This window comes from Pseudarthrobacter sp. 902506025 (genome assembly GCF_040702325.1).
Classification (GTDB): Bacteria; Actinomycetota; Actinomycetes; order Actinomycetales; family Micrococcaceae; genus Arthrobacter.
Window position 1 is genome coordinate 74,842 of the sequence record NZ_JBFBKW010000003.1, and the last position, 20,692, is coordinate 95,533.

Consider the following 20,692-nt stretch of genomic DNA (forward strand, 5'->3'; position numbering starts at 1 on the left):
GGCAGAAGCGTCCACAGACGGTAGTTTGTAACCATGATCCAACCCGCTTCGAGCTACAACGATGACCTGCGCCTGGCCCATGTCCTGGCCGACTCCGTGGATGACCAGACCATGAGCCGCTTCAAGGCCCTGGACCTCCACGTTGAGACCAAGCCGGACCTGACGCCCGTCACCGACGCCGACAAGGCAGCGGAGGAAGCCATCCGCGGCCAGCTCTCCCGCTCCCGGCCCCGCGATGCCGTCCTGGGTGAGGAGTTCGGCAGCACCGGGCACGGTTCACGGCGCTGGATCATCGATCCCATTGACGGGACCAAGAACTTTGTCCGGGGCGTCCCGGTCTGGGCCACGCTGATCGCCCTGGTGGATGAAGGCGAGCCTGTGGTGGGCGTGGTCAGCGCCCCGGCCCTCGGCAAGCGCTGGTGGGCGGCAAAGGGCATGGGCGCGTACATGGGCCGGTCCCTGGCAGCTGCCACCCGGCTGCGCGTCTCCGACGTGTCCAGCCTCTCCGACGCCTCCCTCTCCTACTCCAGCCTGAGCGGCTGGAAGGAACGCGGCAACCTCGACGAGTTCCTCGGGCTGACCGAAGACGTCTGGCGGACCCGGGCCTACGGCGATTTCTGGTCGTACTGCATGGTGGCAGAGGGCTCGGTGGACATTGCCTGCGAACCGGAGCTCAACCTCTACGACATGGCTGCGCTGGTGCCGATCGTGGTTGAGGCGGGCGGCCGGTTCACTTCCCTCGAAGGCGAGGACGGACCGTTCGGCGGGAACGCGCTGGCCACCAACTCGATCCTGCACTCAGAGGTGCTGCACCGCCTCAACCCGTACCTGGACGACCTGCTGTAACTGCCACGGTTTGGCCCCCTTAGGCGAATATTGCGACGCCGGACACCTCCAGACGGGGGTGTCCGGCGTCGTTTATTCGATATTGCGTAACAAAGCCCTTAACAATTGCCGCGGCTTCAATCCTGGCCGCCCCATGTCCTACGCTTTTATGCAGGTCACGAGTGCCAGCGCAAAACCCCGGTTTGCTGGCCGGCAACCCTCCATTCGCGGCGGGGTGCCCCGGGTGACGACCAGGCCGGTCCGGAGTGGATGCGGCAAGCGCGGATTCCCTGTGCCGGAGTCCTGTATTCAAGTGAGGTCTCTGTGACAACTGCCACCGTCTCCCCCCAGCCCGCCATTGCCGAATCCGGCGTCCCCGATGCACGCCACGCCGCAGCCGGCCGTCCGCTCGCCGCCGTCACCGGCGCGGAAATCCAGGCCCCCCTGATTTCCGGCGGCCACGTGCGGTATGCCAACCTCGATTACGGCGCGTCCGCCCCGGCACTTTCCGTAGTGTCCGCGTACCTGAACGAGATCCTCCCCTACTACGCGAGCGTCCACCGCGGGGCAGGATACGCATCCCAGATCAGCACCTCCGTGTACGAAAACGCCCGCAGCATCGTCCGGGACTTCGTGGGCGGCCGCCCGGACGATTCGGTCATCTTCACCCGCAACACCACCGATTCGCTGAACCTCCTGGCCGGCTGCCTTCCCGTGACCGACGGCCGGCATGACGGCGAGGTCCTCTACCTGGACATCGAACACCACGCCAACCTCCTGCCGTGGCAGGGCGTTCCGCACCGCAGCATCGTTGCCGCCGACACCATCACCGGCACCCTGGACGCCGTCCGGACCGAACTGGAGCAGGGCGGCGTCAGCCTGCTGGCGGTTACCGGCGCTTCGAACGTCACCGGCGAGATTCTTCCCATCCGGGCCCTGGCCGCGCTGGCCCACCAGCACGGCGCCCGGATCGTGGTCGACGCGGCCCAGCTCGCGCCGCACCGCAGGGTGGACATCAGCGCGGACGACGTCGACTACCTCGCCTTTTCCGGCCACAAGCTGTACGCGCCGTTCGGCGCGGGTGTCCTGGTGGGACGTCCCGACTGGCTGGACGCCGGTGTCCCGCACCTCGCCGGCGGCGGGGCGGTCAAGGAAGCACGGCTCGACGGCGTCAGCTGGGCCACCGGCCCGGCCCGCCACGAGGGGGGCTCGCCGAACGTCCTCGGCGCCGCCACCCTGGCCCGCGCCACCCAGGTCATCGCCGAACTCGACCAGGACCGGTGGCACGCCCACGAATCCGCCATCCGTTCCTTCCTGGTGGAGGGCCTGCAGGACATCGACGGCGTCACCGTCCACCAGATCTTCAAGGACACCAACCCGGAAACGGACACCATCGGCGTGGTCAACTTCTCGGTCGAGGGCTACGACGCAGGGCTGGTGGCCGCCTACCTTTCCGCAGAGCACGGGGTGGGCCTGCGCGACGGCCGCTTCTGCGCCCATCCCCTGCTGAAGCGCCTGGGCCTGCCGTCCGGCTCCCTCCGGGCAAGTTTCGGCGTGGGTTCGCGGCTGGAAGACGCCGAACGCCTCCTCGCCGGCATCCGGACGCTGCGCAGCAACGGACTGGGATGGGATTACGTGGTGGATGCGGGCCGCTGGGTGCCCGCCAATGATTTCCGCACCTACCCGCACTGGGCGCCCAATACCCCCGGGACGGCCGGAGCAGCCCCCTGCCTGGACGACTAGGCGGCGGGGCGGCGGCTGCCTGCTGATGCCGGGCATGCGGTAAATTCGAAGGACATCCGCAAGCAGCACCAGAAGGAGGCCACGCGTGGTTCGGGGTGGCCCCAGGCTTGATCACGGCCGGCGCACGGAGCTCGGGCAGAGCTTCCAGGACGGCGGCCGCCACTACCAGCGGGTCCGTCCCGGCTATCCTGCGGAATCTGCACGGTGGCTGGTACCGGCCGGAGCCCATGACGCCCTGGACGTCGGCGCCGGTACGGGAAAGTTCACCGCATTGCTGCTGGCCATGGGGCTGGACGTCACCGCCGTCGACCCCTCTGCGGACATGCTCGCCCAGCTGAAGGCCCACTGCCCCGCCGCCACGGCTGCGCCGGGGACTGCCGAGGCGACAGGCCTTCCCGACGCTGCCTTCGACGTCGTGACCCTTGCCCAGGCGTGGCACTGGTGCGACCCCCTGGCGGCAAGCACCGAGCTGGCGCGCGTCCTGCGCCCGCACGGAACACTTGGCCTGGTTTGGAACCAGCTGGACACCTCCGTCCCCTGGGTGCACCGGCTCTCCCGGATCATGCACGCCGGCGATGTGTACCGGCCCGGCCACAAGCCCGTCGTCGGGCCAGAATTCCACCGGCTCGAAGGTCACGTCACCCACTGGCAGGACAGGGTGACCACCGGGCACTTGATGGAGCTCACCAAGTCGCGCAGCTACTACCTTCGGGCCGGTGAGGCGACGCGGGCAAAAGTTCTGGCCAACCTGGACTGGTACCTGCACGAGCACCTGGCCCATGCCCCCGGCCAGGAACTTGACCTTCCCTACCTCACCCTGGCCTGGCGCGCCACCAAGGCATGACGCACGCGGTCTGCGGCGGGGTGGCCGAAGCGGCGCACTCTGCCGCACCGGCCAAACCGGTAGGCTTGGGCATGTGAAGACCAGCGCGCCCTCCTCCTCGATCGAGGACTACGTCAAGGTCATCTACTCATTCACCGAATGGCAGGACAAGCCCATCACGTCCTCCCAGCTGGCACAGCGGCTGGGAGTGGCAAATTCCTCGGTCTCGGAAATGGTCCGGAAGCTGAAGGACCAGGGCCTGGTGGACCACAAGCCCTACAGCGCCGTCACGCTGACCGAGGCCGGCCTGCGCCTGGCCCTGTCCATGGTCCGGCGCCACCGGCTCATCGAGACCTACCTCGTCCAGCGGCTCGGCTACAGCTGGGACGAGGTCCACGATGAAGCTGAACAGCTGGAGCATGCAGTGTCGGATACGTTCATCGAGCGCGTTGCCGCCAAGCTCGGGGACCCTAAGCGGGACCCGCACGGCGACCCCATCCCCACCGCGGACGGCCAGGTCCTGATGCCGCGCGCCCACCTGCTCGCCGCGCTGGACCAGGGACACAGCGGCAAGATCACCAGGATCAGCGATGACAACCCCGAGCTCCTGCGGTACCTCGCCGCCCAGGACATCGACCTCGACGCCGAAGTCGAGGTGATGGGACGGCGGCCGTTTGGCGGCGCGCTGATGGTCCGGATCGCCGGTTCGGGCGGCACCCGCGACTACGACCTTGCTGACGAAATCGCCTCAGCGTTGTGGGTCTCCAGCGACACCCCGCACCCGGGCTGCGTCCTCGGCGGTTAAGCGGGCTGTCCTCTGCCGATTTGGCCGGCTCCCGTATGGTGGAAGGTGATGATCAGCAGACGCGACGCAGCAATAACCCTTGATGTTCCCCTTGAGATGGCACAGCGCCACGGCCTGCCGAAATGGATGTCGGAGGACGAGCTCCGCGGCATCATGGACAATCCCCCGCCCTGGCTGGTGCAGTCACGGGCCAACCGCACCGGCAAACGGCCCGTCTGGGTACACCTGGAATGCGCCGTCTGCGGGTACGAGGAAGCCGCCCGGCCCAAGAAGTGGTGGCCGGACTTCACCTACGTGGTGTGCGGGCACCACGCCCCTTCGGACGTTCCCGCCGTGCGCCCCGGCTGCGTCCGCAGCGAGTACGACGGCGTGGGGACGCGTTTCGTGGGCATCGCTGACGTGGAAGCGCCTCCGGTCAGCCAGTAGCCTTTCGTACTTCGCCTTCCGGACGTGCCCGCCCACGGTACCGGGCCGCCGTCGACCCTTATCCAGCGCCGTTGGCCGTCATTTCCTCCGGAACAGCCGTCAGGTGAAGCTCGGCGCCGTCCCGCAGCACGGCCAGGTCGAGGGGGCGGCCGATGGCATCGGCGAACAGCAGGCGCTGCAGGCTTTCGGCGTTGCTGACGGGACGGCCGCCGGCTGTGACGATGACGTCCCCTGCCGACAGGCCTGCCTTGCCTGCGGGCGAACCGGGCAGCACCTCGACCACCCGGAGCCCCTGCCGCCGCCCGGTGCGGATCACGGCGCTCGAGCCGAGCTGCATGGGGGTGCTTACCAGGCCCAGGTACGCGCGGCGCACCCTCCCGTCTGACAGGAGAGCGGAGATGATCCTGCGTGTGGTGGCGTTGATCGGGATCGCCAGCCCCAGGCCGGCTCCGGCCACGGCCGTGTTGATGCCCACGATCCTGGCGTGGGTGTCCGCCAGCGCACCGCCGGAGTTTCCGGGGTTCAGGGCCGCGTCCGTCTGGATGACGTCCTCGATGACCCGCCGGTTACCGCCCGACCAAACCGGAATGGCCCTGCCCAGGCCGCTGACCACCCCCGCGGTCACCGAACCGGCCAGTCCCAGCGGGTTTCCCACTGCCACCACCAGTTGGCCCACCCGGAGCGATTCCGCCGCGCCGAACTCCGCAGGCCGGATTCCGGGCCGCGAACCTTTCACCACGGCAAGGTCTGACAACGGGTCCGCGCCCACCAGTTCCAGCTCCATCCTGCTGCCGTCGCCAAAGACCGCGAAGCCTTGCCGGGTGCCGGCCACCACGTGGGAGTTTGTGAGCAGGTAGCCGTCCTCGGTGAAGAGGACCGCGGAGCCTGCGCCCACCCTGACCCGTCCGTTGCGGCGCTGCGCCGTCATTTCAATGGCTGCGACGTGGGGCGTGACTGCTGCCGCGACGCGCATCACCGTCTGCGAGTAGGAGTCCAGGACGTCGCCTGTGTCCGCTGGCATGGGTTCCTGCGCCTGTTCCATGGCGCACCTCCGGATTCAGTTCCGCTCTCGGCGGTCGGGTGCCCTCAGGGGCCTTACGGAAGTCAACGATGCAGGGCGCGATTCCAGTCCCGCGCCGGCTACGCCTTCGGTGAACGGTGTGGGGGGTAACGCTGCACTTTGTGCGGGGGTACCCTCAACGCCCTCAATATTCCATCAAGTAGAGAAATACCTGCTGCCTCGCTGTTAGCTTGGGGCAATGTCACGGGGGAACCACGGACCAGCCGTTGCGGAGCAGCAGGCAAAGGTCCGCGTCGAATGGATTGATGCGGCACGGGGCCTGTGCGTCGTCGCGGTGGTGCTCTTCCACGTTGGGTTGTGGCACTTCCTCCGCTTCGAGCACGAGGCCAGCGTAGCGTTCACCTTCTGGGACATGGTGGCCACCGGACTTGGCTCGGTCCGCATGCCGCTGCTCCTTGCCGTCTCCGGAATCCTTGCCGCCTCCAAGGTCCGCAACGGGTTCGGGAACGGCAGGGCGTGGAAGTACAGCCTGAACAACTACTACCTGTACGCCGTATGGCTGCTTCTCTATGCACTGCTCAGCGTCGTCCTGGCGGGTTCGCCGCGGCCGCAGCGGGTTGGCTCTGCCGGCGATTTCTTCCTGCAGCTCATCGCCCCGGACACTCCCCTCTGGTTCATTTACGCCCTGGCCGTCTACGTCCCGCTGCTGGCCCTCTGCAGGAAACTCCCGTCGTCGGTGGTCCTGGCCGCTCTTGCAGCCTTGAGCATCATCACCGCCGTGCTGGTAGACAGCACCGCCGGCCAGTGGGGCAAAGTCCCGGAGCTTGCGGTCTTCTTCGCCGCCGGTGTCTACGGAAAGAACATCTTCCTGCACATCGCGGGCGCCCGCAGGCTGCGCTGTCTCGCGGTGTCACTCCCGGCCTTCGTTGCCCTGATGGCGCTGCCGGAGATCCACCCCGGCCTCGATCAGGCCGTCTTCATAGTTCAAGGACTGGCCGCTGTCATTGCACTGGTAGCGATGATCAGTGCGGTCACCAGGTACCGGCCCATTGCGGTGGCAGGGTCGTGGATTGGGCGGCGCACGCTTGGCATCTACCTCCTGCACACGCCCATCATGGATTTCCTTGTGCTGGCTTTCCACGGCCCTTTGTCGCCGGTTGGGCCGGCCATCTCGAAGTCATTGCCCATCGCGCTGGTCTACCCGCTTGCCTTGACCGCGGCCGTCATCGCCGCCTGCGTGGGGGTCGAATCCCTCTTCAGGAGATGCGGGTTGACGTTCCTGTTCCAACGTCCGGGCGCCATGCCGGGTCCTGTGCCCACCCGTGCGCGGCTGCTGTCCAGGCTCTAGGATCGGTAGCATGACTGATTCGCCTGCCGGGTCCCGGACCGAACTGTTGAATCCCGACGAATGCTGGCGGTATCTTCGGTCCTCCTACATCGGCCGGCTGGCAGTCATCAACGGTGACGTGCCCGAGATCTTTCCGGTGAACTTTTCCGTTGCCGGGGAAACGCTGGTGTTCCGCACGGCACCGGGCACCAAGCTGCGAGCCCTGCTCAGTGGCGCAGTTGCAGCCCTGGAAGTGGACGGGCTCAATCCGTACGCCACGGAGGTCTGGAGCGTGGTGGCCAAAGGCAGGCCGGAACCCTTCGATGAGGAACGGATGGCTTTGCCGGACGCCGATGCCGACCGGGAACCGTGGGAGCCGGGTATCAAGGACCATCTGGTGGCCATTACCCCCACGGACATCACCGGGCGGCGTTTTGCCGTGCGGTCGCGCACGCGGTGGTGGCCGCCGGTCGACTTCTCCGCGGACTGGCTCTAGGTCCCGGCAGCCCCTCCGCAGTTCCCGCCAGGCCTGTGCAGTTCCAGCCAGGACGTCACGATGTGAGGATCACCTTGAGCGCCTTGGTCTCGGCAGCCCGGGAGAACGTGTCGTAGGCGTCGAGGAACTGGTCGAAGCCGAAGTGGTGCGTGGCGAATTTCTCCGCCTTGATCTTCCCCTGCGCCACGAGCCTGAGCAGCATGGGCGTGGTGTTGGTATTCACCAAACCCATGCTGATGTTGATGTTCTGGATCCATAGATTCTCCAGATGCAGTTCCACTGGTTTTCCATGCACCCCGACGTTGGCCACAGATCCGCCGGGCCGCACTATCCCGGTGCACATGGAAAAGGTTGCAGGGACGCCCACGGCCTCGATGGCGACGTCGACGCCGCGCCCTCCGGTCAGGGCCATGACCTGGTCCTTCCAGTCAGCGCTGCCCGAGAGAACTGTGTCCGTGGCGCCGAACTCCGTGGCCTTGAGGAGGCGGTTGGCGTCCAGGTCGATGGCTACGACCGTGGCCGCCCCATAGAGCCCGGCCGTGGTGATCGCCGCCAGTCCCACGGGCCCGGCACCGACCACCGCCACAGTGTCGCCTGGCTTCACCCGACCGTACTGGACGCCGATTTCAAACCCGGTGGGAAGAATATCGGACAGCATCACCGCCTGCTCGTCGCTGACGCCCCCGGGCAGCAGGTGCAGCGAGTTTTCGGCGTAGGGGACCCGGACATATTCCGCCTGGGTCCCGTCGATCAGGTGGCCGAAAATCCAGCCGGTGCCTTCCTGGCCCTCGGCTCCCAGGCAGTGCGAATAAAGTCCCGTCCTGCAGTTCGCACAGTGGCCGCAGGATTTGATGCAGGAGATGATGACGCGGTCGTTCAGCTTCAGTCCGGTGACGGACGGACCGGTTTCCACAACGGTTCCCACGCCCTCATGGCCCAGGATGCGCCCCTGTTCGACGGCGGGAACGTCACCTTTGAGGATGTGCAAATCCGTGCCGCAGATGGTGGTGGTGTCGACTTTGACAATGGCGTCACCAGGTTGCTGGATTCTGGGGTCCGGGACGTCGGTCCAGGACTTCTCCCCGGGTCCGCCGTAGACGAGGGCTTTCATGGGATTCTCCTTAGGCTGAAGGCCGGCCCTGTGGCATGCCGGGCGGCTTGCGCGGACTGTGCAGCCCCAGCAGGCATCCCACAGCGTCCCACCGGGCCGGGCGGGTCCCAAGTGCCATAGGTCCTCCCTTTTTCGCCGGGCCTTTATGCCCTTTCCGGATGCCGGAGAGTTGCCTACGCTGTGGCCTATGACTGACAACACGAACGTACCTGTCCCGGAAATCCTCGATGCGGAAGAGTGCTGGACCCTCCTCGGCCAAACCGGGGTGGGGCGGCTGGCCGTCATCGCCGACGGCCATCCCGACGTCTTTCCCGTCAACTACAAGGTGGACCGCCAAACGCTGGTTTTCCGCACCGGTGCCGGCACCAAGCAGCAGGCCATCGAGTCGGACGCCACCGTGGCGCTGGAAGCAGATGCTGTCAGCGCACAGTTCGGCCTTGCGTGGAGCGTCGTAGTCAAGGGCAAGGCCGTTGAAACAGTGCCGACAGGGCCTGACGTTGATGACATCCGGCGGGCCCTGTTTCCTTGGCAGGGCGTGGGGCAGGAGCATTTCATCCGCATCACGCCGGAGTCGGTAACGGGACGGCGCTTCACCATGAACGCCCCACTTTTGTGGCAGAGCCCCCTGGACGACGCGACCCGGGCCGGCTTCGAGTAAGCGGGCCGCCGCGAGCCACGGGCCTGCAGGCTCCGGGCAGGAGAAACAATGCGCGCATGGTGGGTTAATGAGCCCGGCGCCATATCCACCCATCCACTGGTACAGGGGATCCGCGCCGCGCCCCGGCCAGCAGCCGGTGAAATCCTGGTGGAAGTGAGCGTCTGCGGCGTTTGCCGCACCGACCTCCACCTCGCCGAGGGAGACCTGCCTCCGCGGCACCCGCAGGTGGTGCCCGGGCACGAAGCAGTCGGCGTCGTCATTGAAACGGGGCCGGACTGCTCCCGCTTCAGGCCCGGTGACAGGGTCGGGGTAGCATGGCTGGGCGGTGTCTGCGGCCGCTGCGACTACTGCCGCCGCGGCGACGAGAATCTGTGCGTAGCACCGGTGTTCACCGGATGGGACCGGGACGGCGGCTATGCCGAGCAGATGACCGTCTCAGAGGACTTTGCCTACCCGGTACCCGCGGTCTTCACCGACGAACAGGCCGCGCCGCTGCTCTGTTCCGGGATCATCGGATACCGGGCCCTGAAGCGCGCCGCCCTGCCCGTTGCCGGGCGCCTGGGCATCTACGGCTTCGGCAGCTCTGCGCACATCACGGCCCAGCTCGCGCTCAAGCAGGGCGCCTCCGTGTTCGTGATGACGCGTTCCGAAAATGCCCGGGCGCTCGCAATGGAGTTGGGTGCTGAGTATGCGGGAGACGCTTACGACAGCCCGCCGGTACCGCTCGATGCTGCCATTCTCTTCGCCCCGGTGGGCGGTCTGGTCCCGGTCGCGCTGCGTGCCCTGGACCGTGGCGGGACCCTGGCCATCGCCGGGATCCACCTGAGCGGCATCCCTTCCCTGGATTACGGCAGGGAGCTCTTCTTCGAACGCCAGGTGCGCAGCGTGACAGCCAATACCCGGGCCGACGGGCGTGAGTTCCTGGCCCTCGCGGCGCGGCTTTCCCTGTCCATCACCACTACGGCCTACCCTTTCGATGCTGCGGACAGAGCTTTGGAAGACCTGGCAGCCGACAGGATTACGGGATCCGCCGTTTTGCGGATCCGGCCGGAGGACAGTCAGCCGAACAGGACAGCGGCCTCCTGGTAGCGCGCCTCCGGCACCACCTTCAGTGCCCCCAGCGCTTCCTCGAGGCCAACGTTGACGATGTCGGTGCCCCGAAGCGACACCATGGTGCCCCACCTTCCTGCCGCAGCGGACTCGACGGCGGCCAGCCCCAGCCGGGTGGCAAGGACACGGTCGAAGGCCGTGGGTTCGCCACCGCGCTGGATGTGGCCCAGGACCGTGGCCCGGGTTTCGATGCCTGTCCTCATCTGCAGTTCCCCCTCCAGCAGCAGTCCGATGCCTCCCAGGCGCGGCCGTCCGAAGGTATCCAGGCCACGGGGAGAGTAGGGGGCCGGGTGGCCCTCGGGCGCGAAGGCCTCGGCCACGACGACAAGGGGCGCCCTGCCACGGTCACGGGCGGAAAGTACCCACGAGCAAATTTGGTCCAGGGACACGGGGTGCTCAGGCACCAGGATGGCGTGCGCACCGGAGGCCATTCCCGAATGCAGTGCTATCCAGCCCGCATTGCGGCCCATGACTTCGGCAACCATGCACCGGTGATGGGATTCGCCTGTAGTCCGCAAGCGGTCGATGGCCTCGGTGGCAGTCTGGACCGCCGTATCAAAGCCGAACGTGTAGTCCGTGGCGCCGAGGTCATTGTCGATGGTCTTGGGCACCCCCACCACATTGATGCCCTGTCCGCACAGCTCGCGGGCTGCCGCCAAGGTGCCCTCTCCCCCGATGGCAATCAGTCCGTCGAGGCCGTTGCGCTGGACGCAGGCGCGGACGCCGTCGATCCCCTTCTCCACCAGCGGATTGGTCCTGGACGTGCCCAGGATGGTTCCGCCCAGGCGCGAAATACCCCGGACGCTCGTCCGGGGTAACGGAACAACGTCCTGTTCCAGGACACCACGCCACCCATCCCGGAATCCCAGGAATTCGTACCCATGCGCAACATCACCGCCCAGCACGGCTCCCCGGATAACCGCGTTGACTCCCGGGCAGTCACCCCCGCTGGTGAGGATCCCCAGCCTCTTCATGACGCCGCCACCCCCGGATCCTTTACAGGTATGGGGAACTGCCGGGTCTGGCCGGGTGGAAGGACCACATCATTGCCGGACACGTGCACAGTGATGGGGCCGGCGTCACCGGGTGCGGAAGCGATGCTCATGTGCCCGTCCTTAAGGTTGACCCGGAGGCGGTGGCCCCGGTACAGGACCTCAAAGGCTACCGCACGGAGCCCCGTCGGCAGGTTGGGAGCGAACAGGATGGTGTCGCCGCTGAACCGCAGCCCCGCAAAGCTGCGCTGGACCACGTCGATGGTTCCGGCCATCGCACCTAAATGGATACCCGTGCGGGTGGTGCCGTGTTGGGTGTCGTCGAGGTCGGCGTCGAGCGCTTCCCGGAAGCTGTCCCATGCCCGGTCCGCATCCAGGCCTGCCAGGACAGAGGCGTGTGCCACCCGGCTCAGCGTGGACCCGTGGGCCGTCCGGGCCAGGTAGTACTCGATGGTCCGGTTGAGTTGTTCCTGCGTAAAGCCGTAGTGCAGCCGCTGGAGGATGGCGATCAACCCTTCATGGCCCAGGAGGTACGGGAGCATCAGGACATCCGCCTGCTTTGCCAGTTTGTAGCCGTTGGTTGCGTCGTCCTCAGCCTCGAGGATCAGGTCCAGCCGTTCAATGTCGCCGTACCGGTCCCGGTAGTGTTCCCAGTCGAGTTCCTGCAAGTTCCCGTAGCCTTCGAACTGGCTGATCACGCCGTCACTGTGAAAGGGCACGTACATGGCGGTTCCCATGTGCGCCCACCCGGCTGTTTCCTCCTCGCTGACTCCAAGGCGTTCCATGAGTCCGGCACGCTCGCTGCCGTGCAGGAAGGACATGATGCCTGCTGCCTGCGAGCAGACCCAGGCCGCCATGACATTGGTGTACGCATTGTCATCCAGCCCGGGTTTGTCGCGGCCGGGATAGCCCGTGTGGTACTCGTCCGGACCCACCACGTCCCGCAGGTGGTACCTGCCGCCGTGGTCGTCGTAGGCCGCCAGGGAGTGGAAGAACCGGGCAACCTCGATGACCAGCTCAGCCCCCTTCTGGAGGAGCCAGATCTTGTTTCCCGTGGCCTGGAAGTACTGCCAGGCATTGAAGGCCACGGCCAGGCCGGAGTGGACCTGCAGGTGCGAGTGGTCCCGCACCCACCTGCCGGACCTGTCGTTGTACAGCCATTTTGGGGTTTCTTCGGTCCCGTCACTTCCGCTTTGCCACGGGAACTTCGCGCCTGCGAGTCCCTCCGTGGCAGCCGCGTGCCGGGCCGCCGGAAGCCGGCGCCACCGGTAATCGAGCACTGAGCGGGCAATATCGGGAGTCCTTGAGGTGAGTACCGGGAGGACGAACAGCTCATCCCAGAAGACATGGCCTCGGTAGCCCTCGCCGTGCAGGCCGCGGGCGGTAACGCCGGCGTCCAGTTCAGCCGTGTGGTGTGTCAATGTCTGCAGGAGATGGAAGATGTGCAGGTTGAGGACCAGCCGCACCTGGACCGGCGCGTCAATCTCCACCAGGAACGGACGGAGCTCGCGCCGCCATGCCTCCTCGTGCGCCGCCAGCAATGCATCGAAGTTTCCGCCGGTACGCTCAAGGACCGCACGGGCCCCCGTTTCCGGCGAGGCGATGGCCCGGTCGCGGGACGTCACCACCGCCACCGTCTTGGTGATCTGGACCGGGATACCGGCCTCGAGGGAGAGCCGCAGGGTCCGGAAGTGGAAAGCCCCTTTCCTGCCCACCTCGGTTCCGGCCGCCCCAGGAGAAACACGGGTCCGGTAGGCTGCGGCGATGCGGATCAGGCTTTGGGTGGTTTCAACTTCGACGACGGAGGCGGCGTCCGGGGGCAGGTCCTGGTCCGGGCACGGCGGGGCTGTCCTGTCTGCCAGGTGGACATCGGATCCTTGGGCGCGTTCGGGCAGGTTGGCATTGCGGACACCGGCATTGATTCCGCTGCGGACCTCAACTGCTCCGCTCCAGCCCAGTGCCGTAATAACCGTTTGAAGGGCCAGCAGGTGGGGTTCGGCCATGGACGCAAAGCGGGTCTGTACCACTTCCAGGCGCCGCCGGTCCGGCCCCTCCAGTAACAGCCTTCGCTCCAGCACCGCCCTCTTGAGGTCCAGGACCCTCCGTTCGCGCACCACGGCCATGCCGCCTTCCGACCACCATTGCCGGCCGGGCAGGCGAAGATCAAGGGGAAGGCAGTCGGGTGCGTTGACCATGTGTTCTTCCAGCAGCATCTCGTCGGCGGACTTTGCCCTGACACGGTTGTAGACGCCGGCGAGGTACATTCCTGCGTAGCTGAACGGACCACCCTCCGGCGCCGCCCCACGGACGCCCATGTAACCGTTGCCAAGGGTGGTCAGGGCTTCCCGGTGTCCCTCGTGGGCGGCGTCGAAACCTTCGAACACGAGGTGCCAGGCATTGCCGATGACCTGGCCCAGGTCCAGCTCTCCCACGTCGTTGAGGACTGTTCCGGCGCCCGCGGCTTCGAGCTGCCTGCGGTTGCCGGTGCGGTCGATCCCCACCACGAGGCCAAAACCGCCCCGCCGCCCTGCCTCAACGCCTGCAGCGGAGTCCTCAATCACCACGGCATGCGATGGAGCGACTCCCAGCCTGGCTGCCGCCTCAAGGAAAGCGTCAGGTGCCGGCTTTCCCTGCAGCCCAAGACGTGCCGCCGCCGCTCCGTCCAACACCACGGTGAAGAAGCCCTGTATGCCCGCTGCCGCCAGAACTGACGCGGCGTTCCGGCTTGACGTGACGACGGCCGTTGGCACCTCCGCGCGTGCGAGCCGTTGCAGCAGTTGCAGCGTTCCGGGGTAGCTTTGGACGCCATCCCGCTGGAGGTGTTCCAGGAACAGGGCGTTCTTCCACCGGCCCAGGCCGAATCCGGTCCAGGTTCCGGCCTCATCTGTCTCCTGGCCTATTTCAAGATGCACTCCCCTGCTTGCCAGGAACCGCACCACGCCTTCCTCGCGGGGCATGCCATCGATGAAGGTGAGGTAGTCCGACCTGCTGAGCGGGGCACGGTTGGTACCGGATGGAATCCTCGGGTCCTGCAGGATCCGGTCGAAGGCGTCCTTCCATGCGGCATGGTGGACCAGGGCCGTGTTGGTGACCACCCCGTCCAAGTCGAAAATGACGGCGTCGAACGGAGGCTTGGCAGCGGCGGCGGTGGGGGACGCGATCATAGGTCAGTGCTACCAGCAAGGAGTCGTTCAGCAAAGGGCCGATGGGCCCGCCGCCGGCTACGCAGAGTCCCTGCCCGCACGTTGCCCCACGTGGTTCCACCAGGTCAGCGGGGACGTGATGGTGAAGCGCCTGCCGCTGACGGAAGTGGGGACGATTCGGACAAAGTGGTCCTTTTCTCCGGCCTGCCAGGGAAACAACGTGAGGCCCGCCCCGGACAGGAGCTCCTCTGACGGCTCCAGGATGACGGCCTGGCCTTTGACCAGCACGCTCCACGCCTGGACGTCGTCATGGCCGTCTGCTTCAAGCGCGACGGCGAGTGGTCCCCCGGCGGCCCGCAGCTTGGTTCCTTCCCCGGTGCGGAAGATCACCGACTGTTGATCCACCTTGTAGTTGACGGGGAAGACTTCCGGATATCCGTCCACCAGCACGGCTAGATGGCCGACGGACACTCCATGCAGGAGGTCCCAGCATGTTCCGGCGTCCAGTACTTCAGTGGGCGGTTGCGGCGGGTCGTTGTGCATGGAGTGGACGGTACCGGCCTGCCGGGCCACCCCGCTAGAGCATTTTGGCCCGGACGTGGATCATTGGCAAAGAAAAACACCCCGGTCCGAAGACCGGGGTGTTTTACGAAGCGGGCCGGACATCCTGTGGACGTCCGGCCCGCCCGGGGTGGAGATGGGGGGAATTGAACCCCCGTCCGATGTCGTGTTGTCAGGGCTTCTCCGGGCGCAGTTTGCGTCGGATTTTCTCGGCCCCAGCCATGCCGCAAACAGCTGGCTGATCCGGGCCCAGTCATCTAAAAGTCCCGTTTACTCCGATGACGGGAGCCAACAGCAGTGGCTATCTAAATGACGCCAGGATCCGGGGCGATAGCAACCCCGGGCTGACGGACTGTCTTACTGCTTAGGCAGCAAGAGCGAAGTCAGTGCGCTTAGATTCGGCACTTATTGGTTTGCAGAAAGCGTTTACGAGATAATTCTGCATCCTCGGCCCGCTTCACCTGTCGCGACTAACACCGTCGAAACCGATCATCCCCGTATTTTGTTACCAAACCGGCTGGCAAGCCTGCCGGACTATCCATACTAACGCACGCCCTGCCGAAATAATTCCTAGCGGCGGCGGTTGCGTTCGCGCATCTCGCGCTGGGCCTCACGGTTGTCCTGCTGTTCCCGCAGCGTCTGCCGCTTGTCATACTCACGCTTACCGCGGGCCACCGCGATTTCCACCTTGGCCCGGCCGTCCACGAAGTACAGCTGGAGCGGCACGATGGTGTAACCGGCTTCCTGGACCTTGCGGGAAATCTTGATGAGCTCCTCGCGGTGCAGCAGCAGCTTACGGCGGCGGCGCGCAGCGTGGTTGGTCCAGCTGCCCTGGTTGTACTCGGGAATGTGGATCGCTTCCATCCACAGTTCGTCGTTGTAGAACGTGCAGAATCCGTCCACCATCGAGGCGTGGCCCTCGCGCAGGGACTTCACCTCGGTGCCCATCAGTGCGATGCCGGCCTCGTAAGTGTCCAGCACGTGATAGTCGTGCCGGGCCTTGCGGTTGGTGGCCACCACCTTACGGCCACTTTCTTTAGGCACGGGAAAACTCCTCGGGTTCAGGTCGGATGCCTCCGGGCCTTCGGCCCGGAGCTATACAAGTCTACGGCAGCGGCGCTTGTCCCCTAGAGCAGGCCCATGGGGTCCACAGCCCTGCCGTTGAGCCAGGTTTCGAAGTGGGCGTGGCAGCCGGTGGAGTTGCCGGTGCTGCCCGAGTACGCGATCAGCTGGCCCTGCGAGACCCGCTGCCCGTTTGAAACCACGATGCTCGAGTTGTGGTAGTAGATGGTGGTCAGGGTGTTGCCCTGCATCACGCCATGATCGATCTTGACGCGCCACCCGCCACCATCGGCGGAGTTCCACCCGGAGCTGAAGACCTCCCCGGCAGCCGCCGCATACACGGGGGTGCCGCAGGCGGCACCGAAGTCGATGCCGGTATGCATGTAGCCGCCGGTGCCGTAGAAGTCGATCGTTCCCGGCGGAGTGGTGCGGTATCCAAAGCCGGAGGTGATGGGAATGCTGCCGTCAAAGGGATGGCGGAGGCCAAAGGCCGACGGCGAGCCGGCCGCCGGCGGTACGTACGGCTGGACGGGCGGGGCGGGGCGGTTCGCTGCCGCGGCTGCGGCGGCAGCGGCTGCAGCTGCGGCCTCAGCCTGCCGGCGCTGTTCTGCTTCCCACGCCTCGCGGGCCTTGCGGTCACGTTCAGCAATTTCGTTGGCCACCTGGTTCTGGTTGGCCTGGACACCGGCCAGCTGCGCCTGGATCCCGGGCTTGGCCGCCTGGAGCTCGGCATCGAGCCGGGTGGTATCGGCAATCAGCTGGTCAACCTGGGCCTTCTTGGCCGCAGCCTCATCGCGGGCCGCCTTCTCCCGCTCCAGCGCGGCGTCTGCTTTGGCCTTAAGGTCCTTGATCTCCGCTTCGACGGCCTGAAGCCGTGCTTCGGAGTTGACGTTGGTGGCATTCTGCTGGCTGAGCTTGTCCATGGCAGCGTTTTGGCTGCGCATGGCCTGGTCCGCGAGGTCCATGGTTTCGGTCAGGCTGCTGCCGCTGTTGGAACCGAAGAAGAGCGACAAGTTGGAGGGAACGCCGCCGGACTTGTAGGCCTGGGTGGCGATCTGCCCGATCAGTTTTTTCGTGTCCGCGATCTTTTGCTTGTCTGTTTCCAGTTGCTGGGTGATCTTGGCTTTGTTCTGCTGGGCCATGTCCACGCGGGCCGACAGGGCTTCGACTTCCTTGACCGCGCCGGCGACCCGCCCCTGGGCTTCAAGCAGCGCCTGCTGGGCACCCGGCAGCTGGCCCTGGTAGATCACCAGGTCACCGGCGGCCTTGGCAATCCGGGAATCGACAAATTCCAGGGACGCCTGGACACGGGCAGCTTCAGCTTCGAGCGCAGCCTTGCGGTCTTCGAGGTCGTCTGCGAAAGCGACAGGGGTGGCAACGGCCATCCCGGCGGAAAGGATGATGGTGAGCACGCCGCTGACGATCCCCAAACGGCGGGCAGCGGTCCGCCCGCGGCTGTGCCGGGGGCGGTGCAAGGTCTGATCAGTTACGTTCATGGGCATTCCTCGGTCGGTGTGCACAGCCTAAACGCGCAAATATCTGCGTAAGGTCAAGAGAGACGAAATTCCTGCCAAGGATCCGCCAAGGACCAGCAGCGCCGGTGCGAGGATCAGGGTCTGGCCGGAGGAGATGAAGGCCGTGTCAGGGTACTGGCGGGACATGTAGTCGCCCAGGAAGAACTGCGCCACTGCCCACAGGGTGCCCGAGGCCAGGGCTGCACCGATGACCGCCGCTATGACGCCCTCGAGGATGAACGGCAACTGGATGACGGTCTTGGATGCACCGACAAGCCTCATGATTCCGGTTTCCCTGCGCCTGCTGAATGCAGAGAGCCTGATGGTGGTGGCGATCAGCAGGATCGCGCAGACGATCATCACACCTGCGATGCCCACTGCCACCAGGGAAGCCCCGTTCATCACCGAGAAGAGACGCTCGAGCAGCTGGCGCTGGTCAATCACCGTTTCCACGCCAGGCTGGGAGGAGAAGGTCTCGCTGATGATCTGGTACTTCTCCGGGTCCTTCATATTGATCCGGAACGATGCCGGCAACTGGTCCGGCGTCACGGAATCAACGATGGGCGAGTTGGAGAACTGGTCCTTGAAGTGCTTGTAGGCCTCATCCTTGGACTCGAACTGGAAGTCATTGATGTACTGCGCCACGGCCGGTGACTCCAGGAGCGCGTTCAAGCCCTGTTGCTGCTCAGGGGTGACGGGCCCCGAGGCGCAACCCGGCGCCGTCGAACCTTCGCTGCAAAGGAAGATCGCCACCTGGACCTTGTCGTACCAATAGCCCTTCATCTGGTTGATCTGCATCTGCAGCATGCCGGCCGCGCCCACGAATGTGAGGGACACGAACGTGACCAGGATGACTGAGACCACCATGGAAAGGTTGCGGCGCAGGCCGCTGCCAATCTCGGAAAGAATGAATGCGAGCCTCACCGCTGGGCCTCGCCTTCGGCACCGTTGCCCGGAAGGCCGGCGTCGGGCGCTTCCCGGCCGCTGGCGTCCTTCAGGCGCCGGGACTGCCCGACGACGGGGATCATCGAGGTGTACAAGGCCCTGGCTTCGTCGCGGATCACCACGCCGTTCTTGAGTTCCACCACCCGCTTGCGCATCTCGTTGACGATGTCGTCGTCGTGGGTGGCCATCACCACCGTGGTTCCGTTCTGGTTGATCTTGTCCAGCACGCCCATGATTCCCATGGAGGTGGTGGGGTCAAGGTTTCCTGTCGGTTCGTCCGCGAGGAGGATTCCGGGCCGGTTGACCACGGCGCGCGCAATGGCAACGCGCTGCTGCTCGCCGCCGGACAACTCGTGCGGCATGCGGTGTTCCTTGCCTTCGAGCCCTACCGTTTTGAGGACCTCGGGGACGGTGTCGCGGATCACGCTGCGGCTCTTGCCGATGACCTGCATGGCGAACGCCACATTGGCGAACACGTTCTTCTGCGGCAGGAGCCGGAAGTCCTGGAAGACGACGCCGATGCCGCGCCGGAGGCGGGGAACACGCCAGCTGGAAATCTTGGCGACATTCTGGCCGGCGACGTACACGGCACCGGAGGTGGCGCGGTCTTCCTTCAACACCAGCCGGAGGAAGGTGGACTTCCCGGAACCGGAAGCACCCACGAGGAAGGCAAATTCGCCGCGGTCGATCTCAAGATTGACGGAATCCAGTGCCGGTCGGGCTTTCTGGTCGTAAACCTTGGTGACATTTTCGAATCGGATCATGGCCCTAAGTACCCTGCAGGGCATGGCTGATCCGTCTGATGCAGCCCAGTTCTGCAGCCGGTGCACGGGTTTTCGTTTGGGGAAAGTAGGGCCCCGGCCCCTCGACTATACGCAGGATGGCCGGCGGTTGGGCGGGCTTTCGGTGGCGTGTCGCCGGATCAGCCGACGGGCAGCCGGGAGGATCCGGGAGGACCGCCTACTTTTCAGCGTTGCGGTTGTCAGTACGCCAGCGGATGCCGGCGTCGATGAAATCGTCAATCTCGCCGTCGAACACCGCGGACGTATTGCCCACCTCGTGTTCGGTGCGCAGGTCCTTCACCATTTGGTACGGGTTCAGGACATAGGAGCGCATCTGGTCACCCCAGGAGGCCTTGACGTCGCCGGCCAGCGCCTTCTTTTCCGCGTCCTCCTGTTCCTTCTTCAGCAGCAGGAGCCGGGACTGCAGCACGCGCATGGCAGCTGCGCGGTTCTGCAGCTGCGATTTCTCGTTCTGCATGGAGACCACGGTGCCGGTGGGAATGTGGGTGAGGCGGACGGCGGAGTCGGTGGTGTTGACCGACTGGCCACCCGGGCCGGAGGAACGGAATACGTCCACCCTGATTTCGTTGTCCGGGATCTCGATCGAGTCTGTCTGCTCAATCAGCGGAATGACTTCAACGGCTGCAAACGACGTCTGGCGACGTCCCTGGTTGTCGAACGGGCTGATCCTGACAAGGCGGTGGGTGCCGGCTTCCACGCTGAGCGTGCCGTACGCATACGGCGCCTTCACCTCAAAAGTGGCTGATTTCAGTCCGGCTTCCTCCGCGTACGAGGTATCCATGACCGTGGTGGGGTACCCGTGCCGCTCAGCCCAGCGGAGGTACATGCGCATGAGCATTTCGGCGAAGTCCGCCGCGTCCACGCCGCCCGCACCGGCCCTGATGGAGACCACAGCTTCGCGTTCGTCGTATTCGCCGGACAGCAGGGTGACCACTTCCAGGTCCTTGAGGGCCTTCTTGATGGACTCGAGTTCGGCAGCGGCCTCCCCCATCGAGTCGGCGTCGTCCTCGTCCTGCCCGAGTTCCACCAGGACCTCGAGGTCGTCGATCCGGGACTCCAGGTTGGTGAGGCGCTCCAGTTCAGACTGGCGGTGGGACAGCCTGGAAGTGACTTTCTGCGCGGCCGCGGGATCGTCCCAAAGGTTCGGTTCCCCCGCCCGCTCGCTGAGTTCGGCGATGTCTTCCTTGAGCGCCTCCACGTCGGTGACGCGTTCGATGGACTCGTAGGTGGCGCGGAGCGCGCGGATTTCAGCGGAAAAATCAATATTGGCCATGGTGGTTTAAGCCTACGCTATCGGGGAATACCGGCCGGCTCGGCGGCCTGCGTC

The 20,692-nt window shown here is 65.7% G+C and carries 19 protein-coding genes, 1 other RNA gene and 1 riboswitch; of the genes, 9 read left to right on the plus strand and 11 right to left on the minus strand.

Annotated elements, in window-relative coordinates:
- Positions 1 to 33 precede the first annotated feature (33 nt).
- The 5 genes from hisN (at position 34) to AB0280_RS07610 (ending at position 4,622) form a co-directional block, all read left to right on the plus strand.
- Positions 34 to 846 (plus strand): histidinol-phosphatase, encoded by an 813-nt coding sequence (gene hisN, locus AB0280_RS07590; protein WP_159631609.1) that lies wholly within the window; start codon positions 34 to 36, stop codon positions 844 to 846.
- Between the two features lie 153 nt (positions 847 to 999).
- Positions 1,000 to 1,113: riboswitch (SAM riboswitch) on the plus strand.
- Positions 1,114 to 1,149: 36 nt separating this feature from the next.
- The gene (locus AB0280_RS07595; RefSeq protein WP_366366727.1) at positions 1,150 to 2,568 is read left to right on the plus strand and encodes an aminotransferase class V-fold PLP-dependent enzyme; all 1,419 of its coding nucleotides are present in this window, start codon (positions 1,150 to 1,152) and stop codon (positions 2,566 to 2,568) included.
- Between the two features lie 85 nt (positions 2,569 to 2,653).
- Complete coding sequence (locus AB0280_RS07600; RefSeq protein WP_366366729.1) at positions 2,654 to 3,412, plus strand: class I SAM-dependent methyltransferase; 759 nt, start codon at positions 2,654 to 2,656, stop codon at positions 3,410 to 3,412.
- 73 nt (positions 3,413 to 3,485) lie between these two features.
- Positions 3,486 to 4,196: a metal-dependent transcriptional regulator gene (locus AB0280_RS07605; RefSeq protein WP_159631606.1), complete on the plus strand. Its 711-nt coding sequence runs from the start codon at positions 3,486 to 3,488 to the stop codon at positions 4,194 to 4,196.
- 48 nt (positions 4,197 to 4,244) lie between these two features.
- Positions 4,245 to 4,622: a hypothetical protein gene (locus AB0280_RS07610; protein ID WP_159631605.1), complete on the plus strand. Its 378-nt coding sequence runs from the start codon at positions 4,245 to 4,247 to the stop codon at positions 4,620 to 4,622.
- Positions 4,623 to 4,680: 58 nt separating this feature from the next.
- Here the strand turns inward: AB0280_RS07610 and AB0280_RS07615 are convergent, their stop codons facing one another.
- The gene (locus AB0280_RS07615; RefSeq protein ID WP_224026493.1) at positions 4,681 to 5,664 is read right to left on the minus strand and encodes a S1C family serine protease; all 984 of its coding nucleotides are present in this window, start codon (positions 5,662 to 5,664) and stop codon (positions 4,681 to 4,683) included.
- Positions 5,665 to 5,881: 217 nt separating this feature from the next.
- Between AB0280_RS07615 and AB0280_RS07620 the strand changes: the two genes are divergently transcribed.
- Positions 5,882 to 6,991, plus strand: coding sequence for an acyltransferase (locus AB0280_RS07620; RefSeq protein ID WP_366366732.1), 1,110 nt, complete (start codon positions 5,882 to 5,884; stop codon positions 6,989 to 6,991).
- A gap of 10 nt (positions 6,992 to 7,001) precedes the next feature.
- Positions 7,002 to 7,466, plus strand: a complete 465-nt coding sequence (locus AB0280_RS07625; RefSeq protein WP_224026495.1) for a pyridoxamine 5'-phosphate oxidase family protein — start codon at positions 7,002 to 7,004, stop codon at positions 7,464 to 7,466.
- Between the two features lie 55 nt (positions 7,467 to 7,521).
- Here AB0280_RS07625 and AB0280_RS07630 read toward each other — a convergent pair whose 3' ends face one another.
- Positions 7,522 to 8,577 carry a zinc-dependent alcohol dehydrogenase family protein gene (locus tag AB0280_RS07630; RefSeq protein ID WP_307488481.1) on the minus strand — a complete coding sequence of 352 codons (1,056 nt, stop codon included), beginning with the start codon at positions 8,575 to 8,577 and terminating at the stop codon, positions 7,522 to 7,524.
- A 187-nt stretch (positions 8,578 to 8,764) separates the two neighbouring features.
- Here AB0280_RS07630 and AB0280_RS07635 point away from each other — a divergent pair, with 187 nt between their 5' ends.
- A complete protein-coding gene (locus AB0280_RS07635; RefSeq protein WP_366366735.1) occupies positions 8,765 to 9,235 on the plus strand; it encodes a pyridoxamine 5'-phosphate oxidase family protein in 471 nt (156 codons plus the stop codon).
- 48 nt (positions 9,236 to 9,283) lie between these two features.
- Positions 9,284 to 10,324 carry a zinc-dependent alcohol dehydrogenase family protein gene (locus AB0280_RS07640; RefSeq protein ID WP_366366737.1) on the plus strand — a complete coding sequence of 347 codons (1,041 nt, stop codon included), beginning with the start codon at positions 9,284 to 9,286 and terminating at the stop codon, positions 10,322 to 10,324.
- Here AB0280_RS07640 and AB0280_RS07645 read toward each other — a convergent pair.
- The 9 genes from AB0280_RS07645 to prfB form a co-directional block, all read right to left on the minus strand.
- On the minus strand, positions 10,294 to 11,319 hold the full coding sequence (locus AB0280_RS07645; RefSeq protein WP_224026499.1) for an ATP-dependent 6-phosphofructokinase: 1,026 nt from the start codon (positions 11,317 to 11,319) through the stop codon (positions 10,294 to 10,296). The genes AB0280_RS07640 and AB0280_RS07645 overlap by 31 nt on opposite strands.
- Positions 11,316 to 14,501: an HAD-IA family hydrolase gene (locus AB0280_RS07650; RefSeq protein WP_366366739.1), complete on the minus strand. Its 3,186-nt coding sequence runs from the start codon at positions 14,499 to 14,501 to the stop codon at positions 11,316 to 11,318. Before AB0280_RS07650 ends, AB0280_RS07645 begins: the two co-directional genes overlap by 4 nt.
- 57 nt (positions 14,502 to 14,558) lie before the next feature.
- A complete protein-coding gene (locus AB0280_RS07655; protein ID WP_366366741.1) occupies positions 14,559 to 15,023 on the minus strand; it encodes a pyridoxamine 5'-phosphate oxidase family protein in 465 nt (154 codons plus the stop codon).
- 146 nt (positions 15,024 to 15,169) lie between these two features.
- Positions 15,170 to 15,538, minus strand: a transfer-messenger RNA (tmRNA) gene (gene ssrA, locus AB0280_RS07660).
- Between the two features lie 73 nt (positions 15,539 to 15,611).
- Positions 15,612 to 16,085, minus strand: coding sequence for an SsrA-binding protein SmpB (smpB, locus tag AB0280_RS07665; RefSeq protein ID WP_043453530.1), 474 nt, complete (start codon positions 16,083 to 16,085; stop codon positions 15,612 to 15,614).
- An 83-nt stretch (positions 16,086 to 16,168) separates the two neighbouring features.
- Positions 16,169 to 17,599: a M23 family metallopeptidase gene (locus AB0280_RS07670; protein ID WP_159631595.1), complete on the minus strand. Its 1,431-nt coding sequence runs from the start codon at positions 17,597 to 17,599 to the stop codon at positions 16,169 to 16,171.
- 27 nt (positions 17,600 to 17,626) lie between these two features.
- A complete protein-coding gene (gene ftsX, locus AB0280_RS07675) occupies positions 17,627 to 18,541 on the minus strand; it encodes a permease-like cell division protein FtsX (RefSeq protein WP_224026502.1) in 915 nt (304 codons plus the stop codon).
- Positions 18,538 to 19,326 carry a cell division ATP-binding protein FtsE gene (gene ftsE, locus AB0280_RS07680; protein ID WP_159631593.1) on the minus strand — a complete coding sequence of 263 codons (789 nt, stop codon included), beginning with the start codon at positions 19,324 to 19,326 and terminating at the stop codon, positions 18,538 to 18,540. Before ftsE ends, ftsX begins: the two co-directional genes overlap by 4 nt.
- Before the next feature lie 196 nt (positions 19,327 to 19,522).
- Positions 19,523 to 20,638 (minus strand): peptide chain release factor 2, encoded by a 1,116-nt coding sequence (gene prfB / locus AB0280_RS07685; protein ID WP_159631592.1) that lies wholly within the window; start codon positions 20,636 to 20,638, stop codon positions 19,523 to 19,525.
- Positions 20,639 to 20,692: the final 54 nt, after the last annotated feature.

Excerpts from the sequence above, each read along its gene's own strand:
- hisN (WP_159631609.1), top strand. The coding sequence starts at position 34 with ATGATCCAACCCGCTTCGAGCTACAACGATGACCTGCGCCTGGCCCAT.
- AB0280_RS07610 (WP_159631605.1), top strand. The coding sequence starts at position 4,245 with ATGATCAGCAGACGCGACGCAGCAATAACCCTTGATGTTCCCCTTGAG.
- AB0280_RS07615 (WP_224026493.1), bottom strand. The coding sequence starts at position 5,664 with ATGGAACAGGCGCAGGAACCCATGCCAGCGGACACAGGCGACGTCCTG.
- AB0280_RS07620 (WP_366366732.1), top strand. The coding sequence starts at position 5,882 with ATGTCACGGGGGAACCACGGACCAGCCGTTGCGGAGCAGCAGGCAAAG.
- AB0280_RS07625 (WP_224026495.1), top strand. The coding sequence starts at position 7,002 with ATGACTGATTCGCCTGCCGGGTCCCGGACCGAACTGTTGAATCCCGAC.
- AB0280_RS07630 (WP_307488481.1), bottom strand. The coding sequence starts at position 8,577 with ATGAAAGCCCTCGTCTACGGCGGACCCGGGGAGAAGTCCTGGACCGAC.
- AB0280_RS07635 (WP_366366735.1), top strand. The coding sequence starts at position 8,765 with ATGACTGACAACACGAACGTACCTGTCCCGGAAATCCTCGATGCGGAA.
- AB0280_RS07640 (WP_366366737.1), top strand. The coding sequence starts at position 9,284 with ATGCGCGCATGGTGGGTTAATGAGCCCGGCGCCATATCCACCCATCCA.
- AB0280_RS07645 (WP_224026499.1), bottom strand. The coding sequence starts at position 11,319 with ATGAAGAGGCTGGGGATCCTCACCAGCGGGGGTGACTGCCCGGGAGTC.
- AB0280_RS07650 (WP_366366739.1), bottom strand. The coding sequence starts at position 14,501 with ATGATCGCGTCCCCCACCGCCGCCGCTGCCAAGCCTCCGTTCGACGCC.
- AB0280_RS07655 (WP_366366741.1), bottom strand. The coding sequence starts at position 15,023 with ATGCACAACGACCCGCCGCAACCGCCCACTGAAGTACTGGACGCCGGA.
- AB0280_RS07670 (WP_159631595.1), bottom strand. The coding sequence starts at position 17,599 with ATGAACGTAACTGATCAGACCTTGCACCGCCCCCGGCACAGCCGCGGG.
- ftsE (WP_159631593.1), bottom strand. The coding sequence starts at position 19,326 with ATGATCCGATTCGAAAATGTCACCAAGGTTTACGACCAGAAAGCCCGA.
- prfB (WP_159631592.1), bottom strand. The coding sequence starts at position 20,638 with ATGGCCAATATTGATTTTTCCGCTGAAATCCGCGCGCTCCGCGCCACC.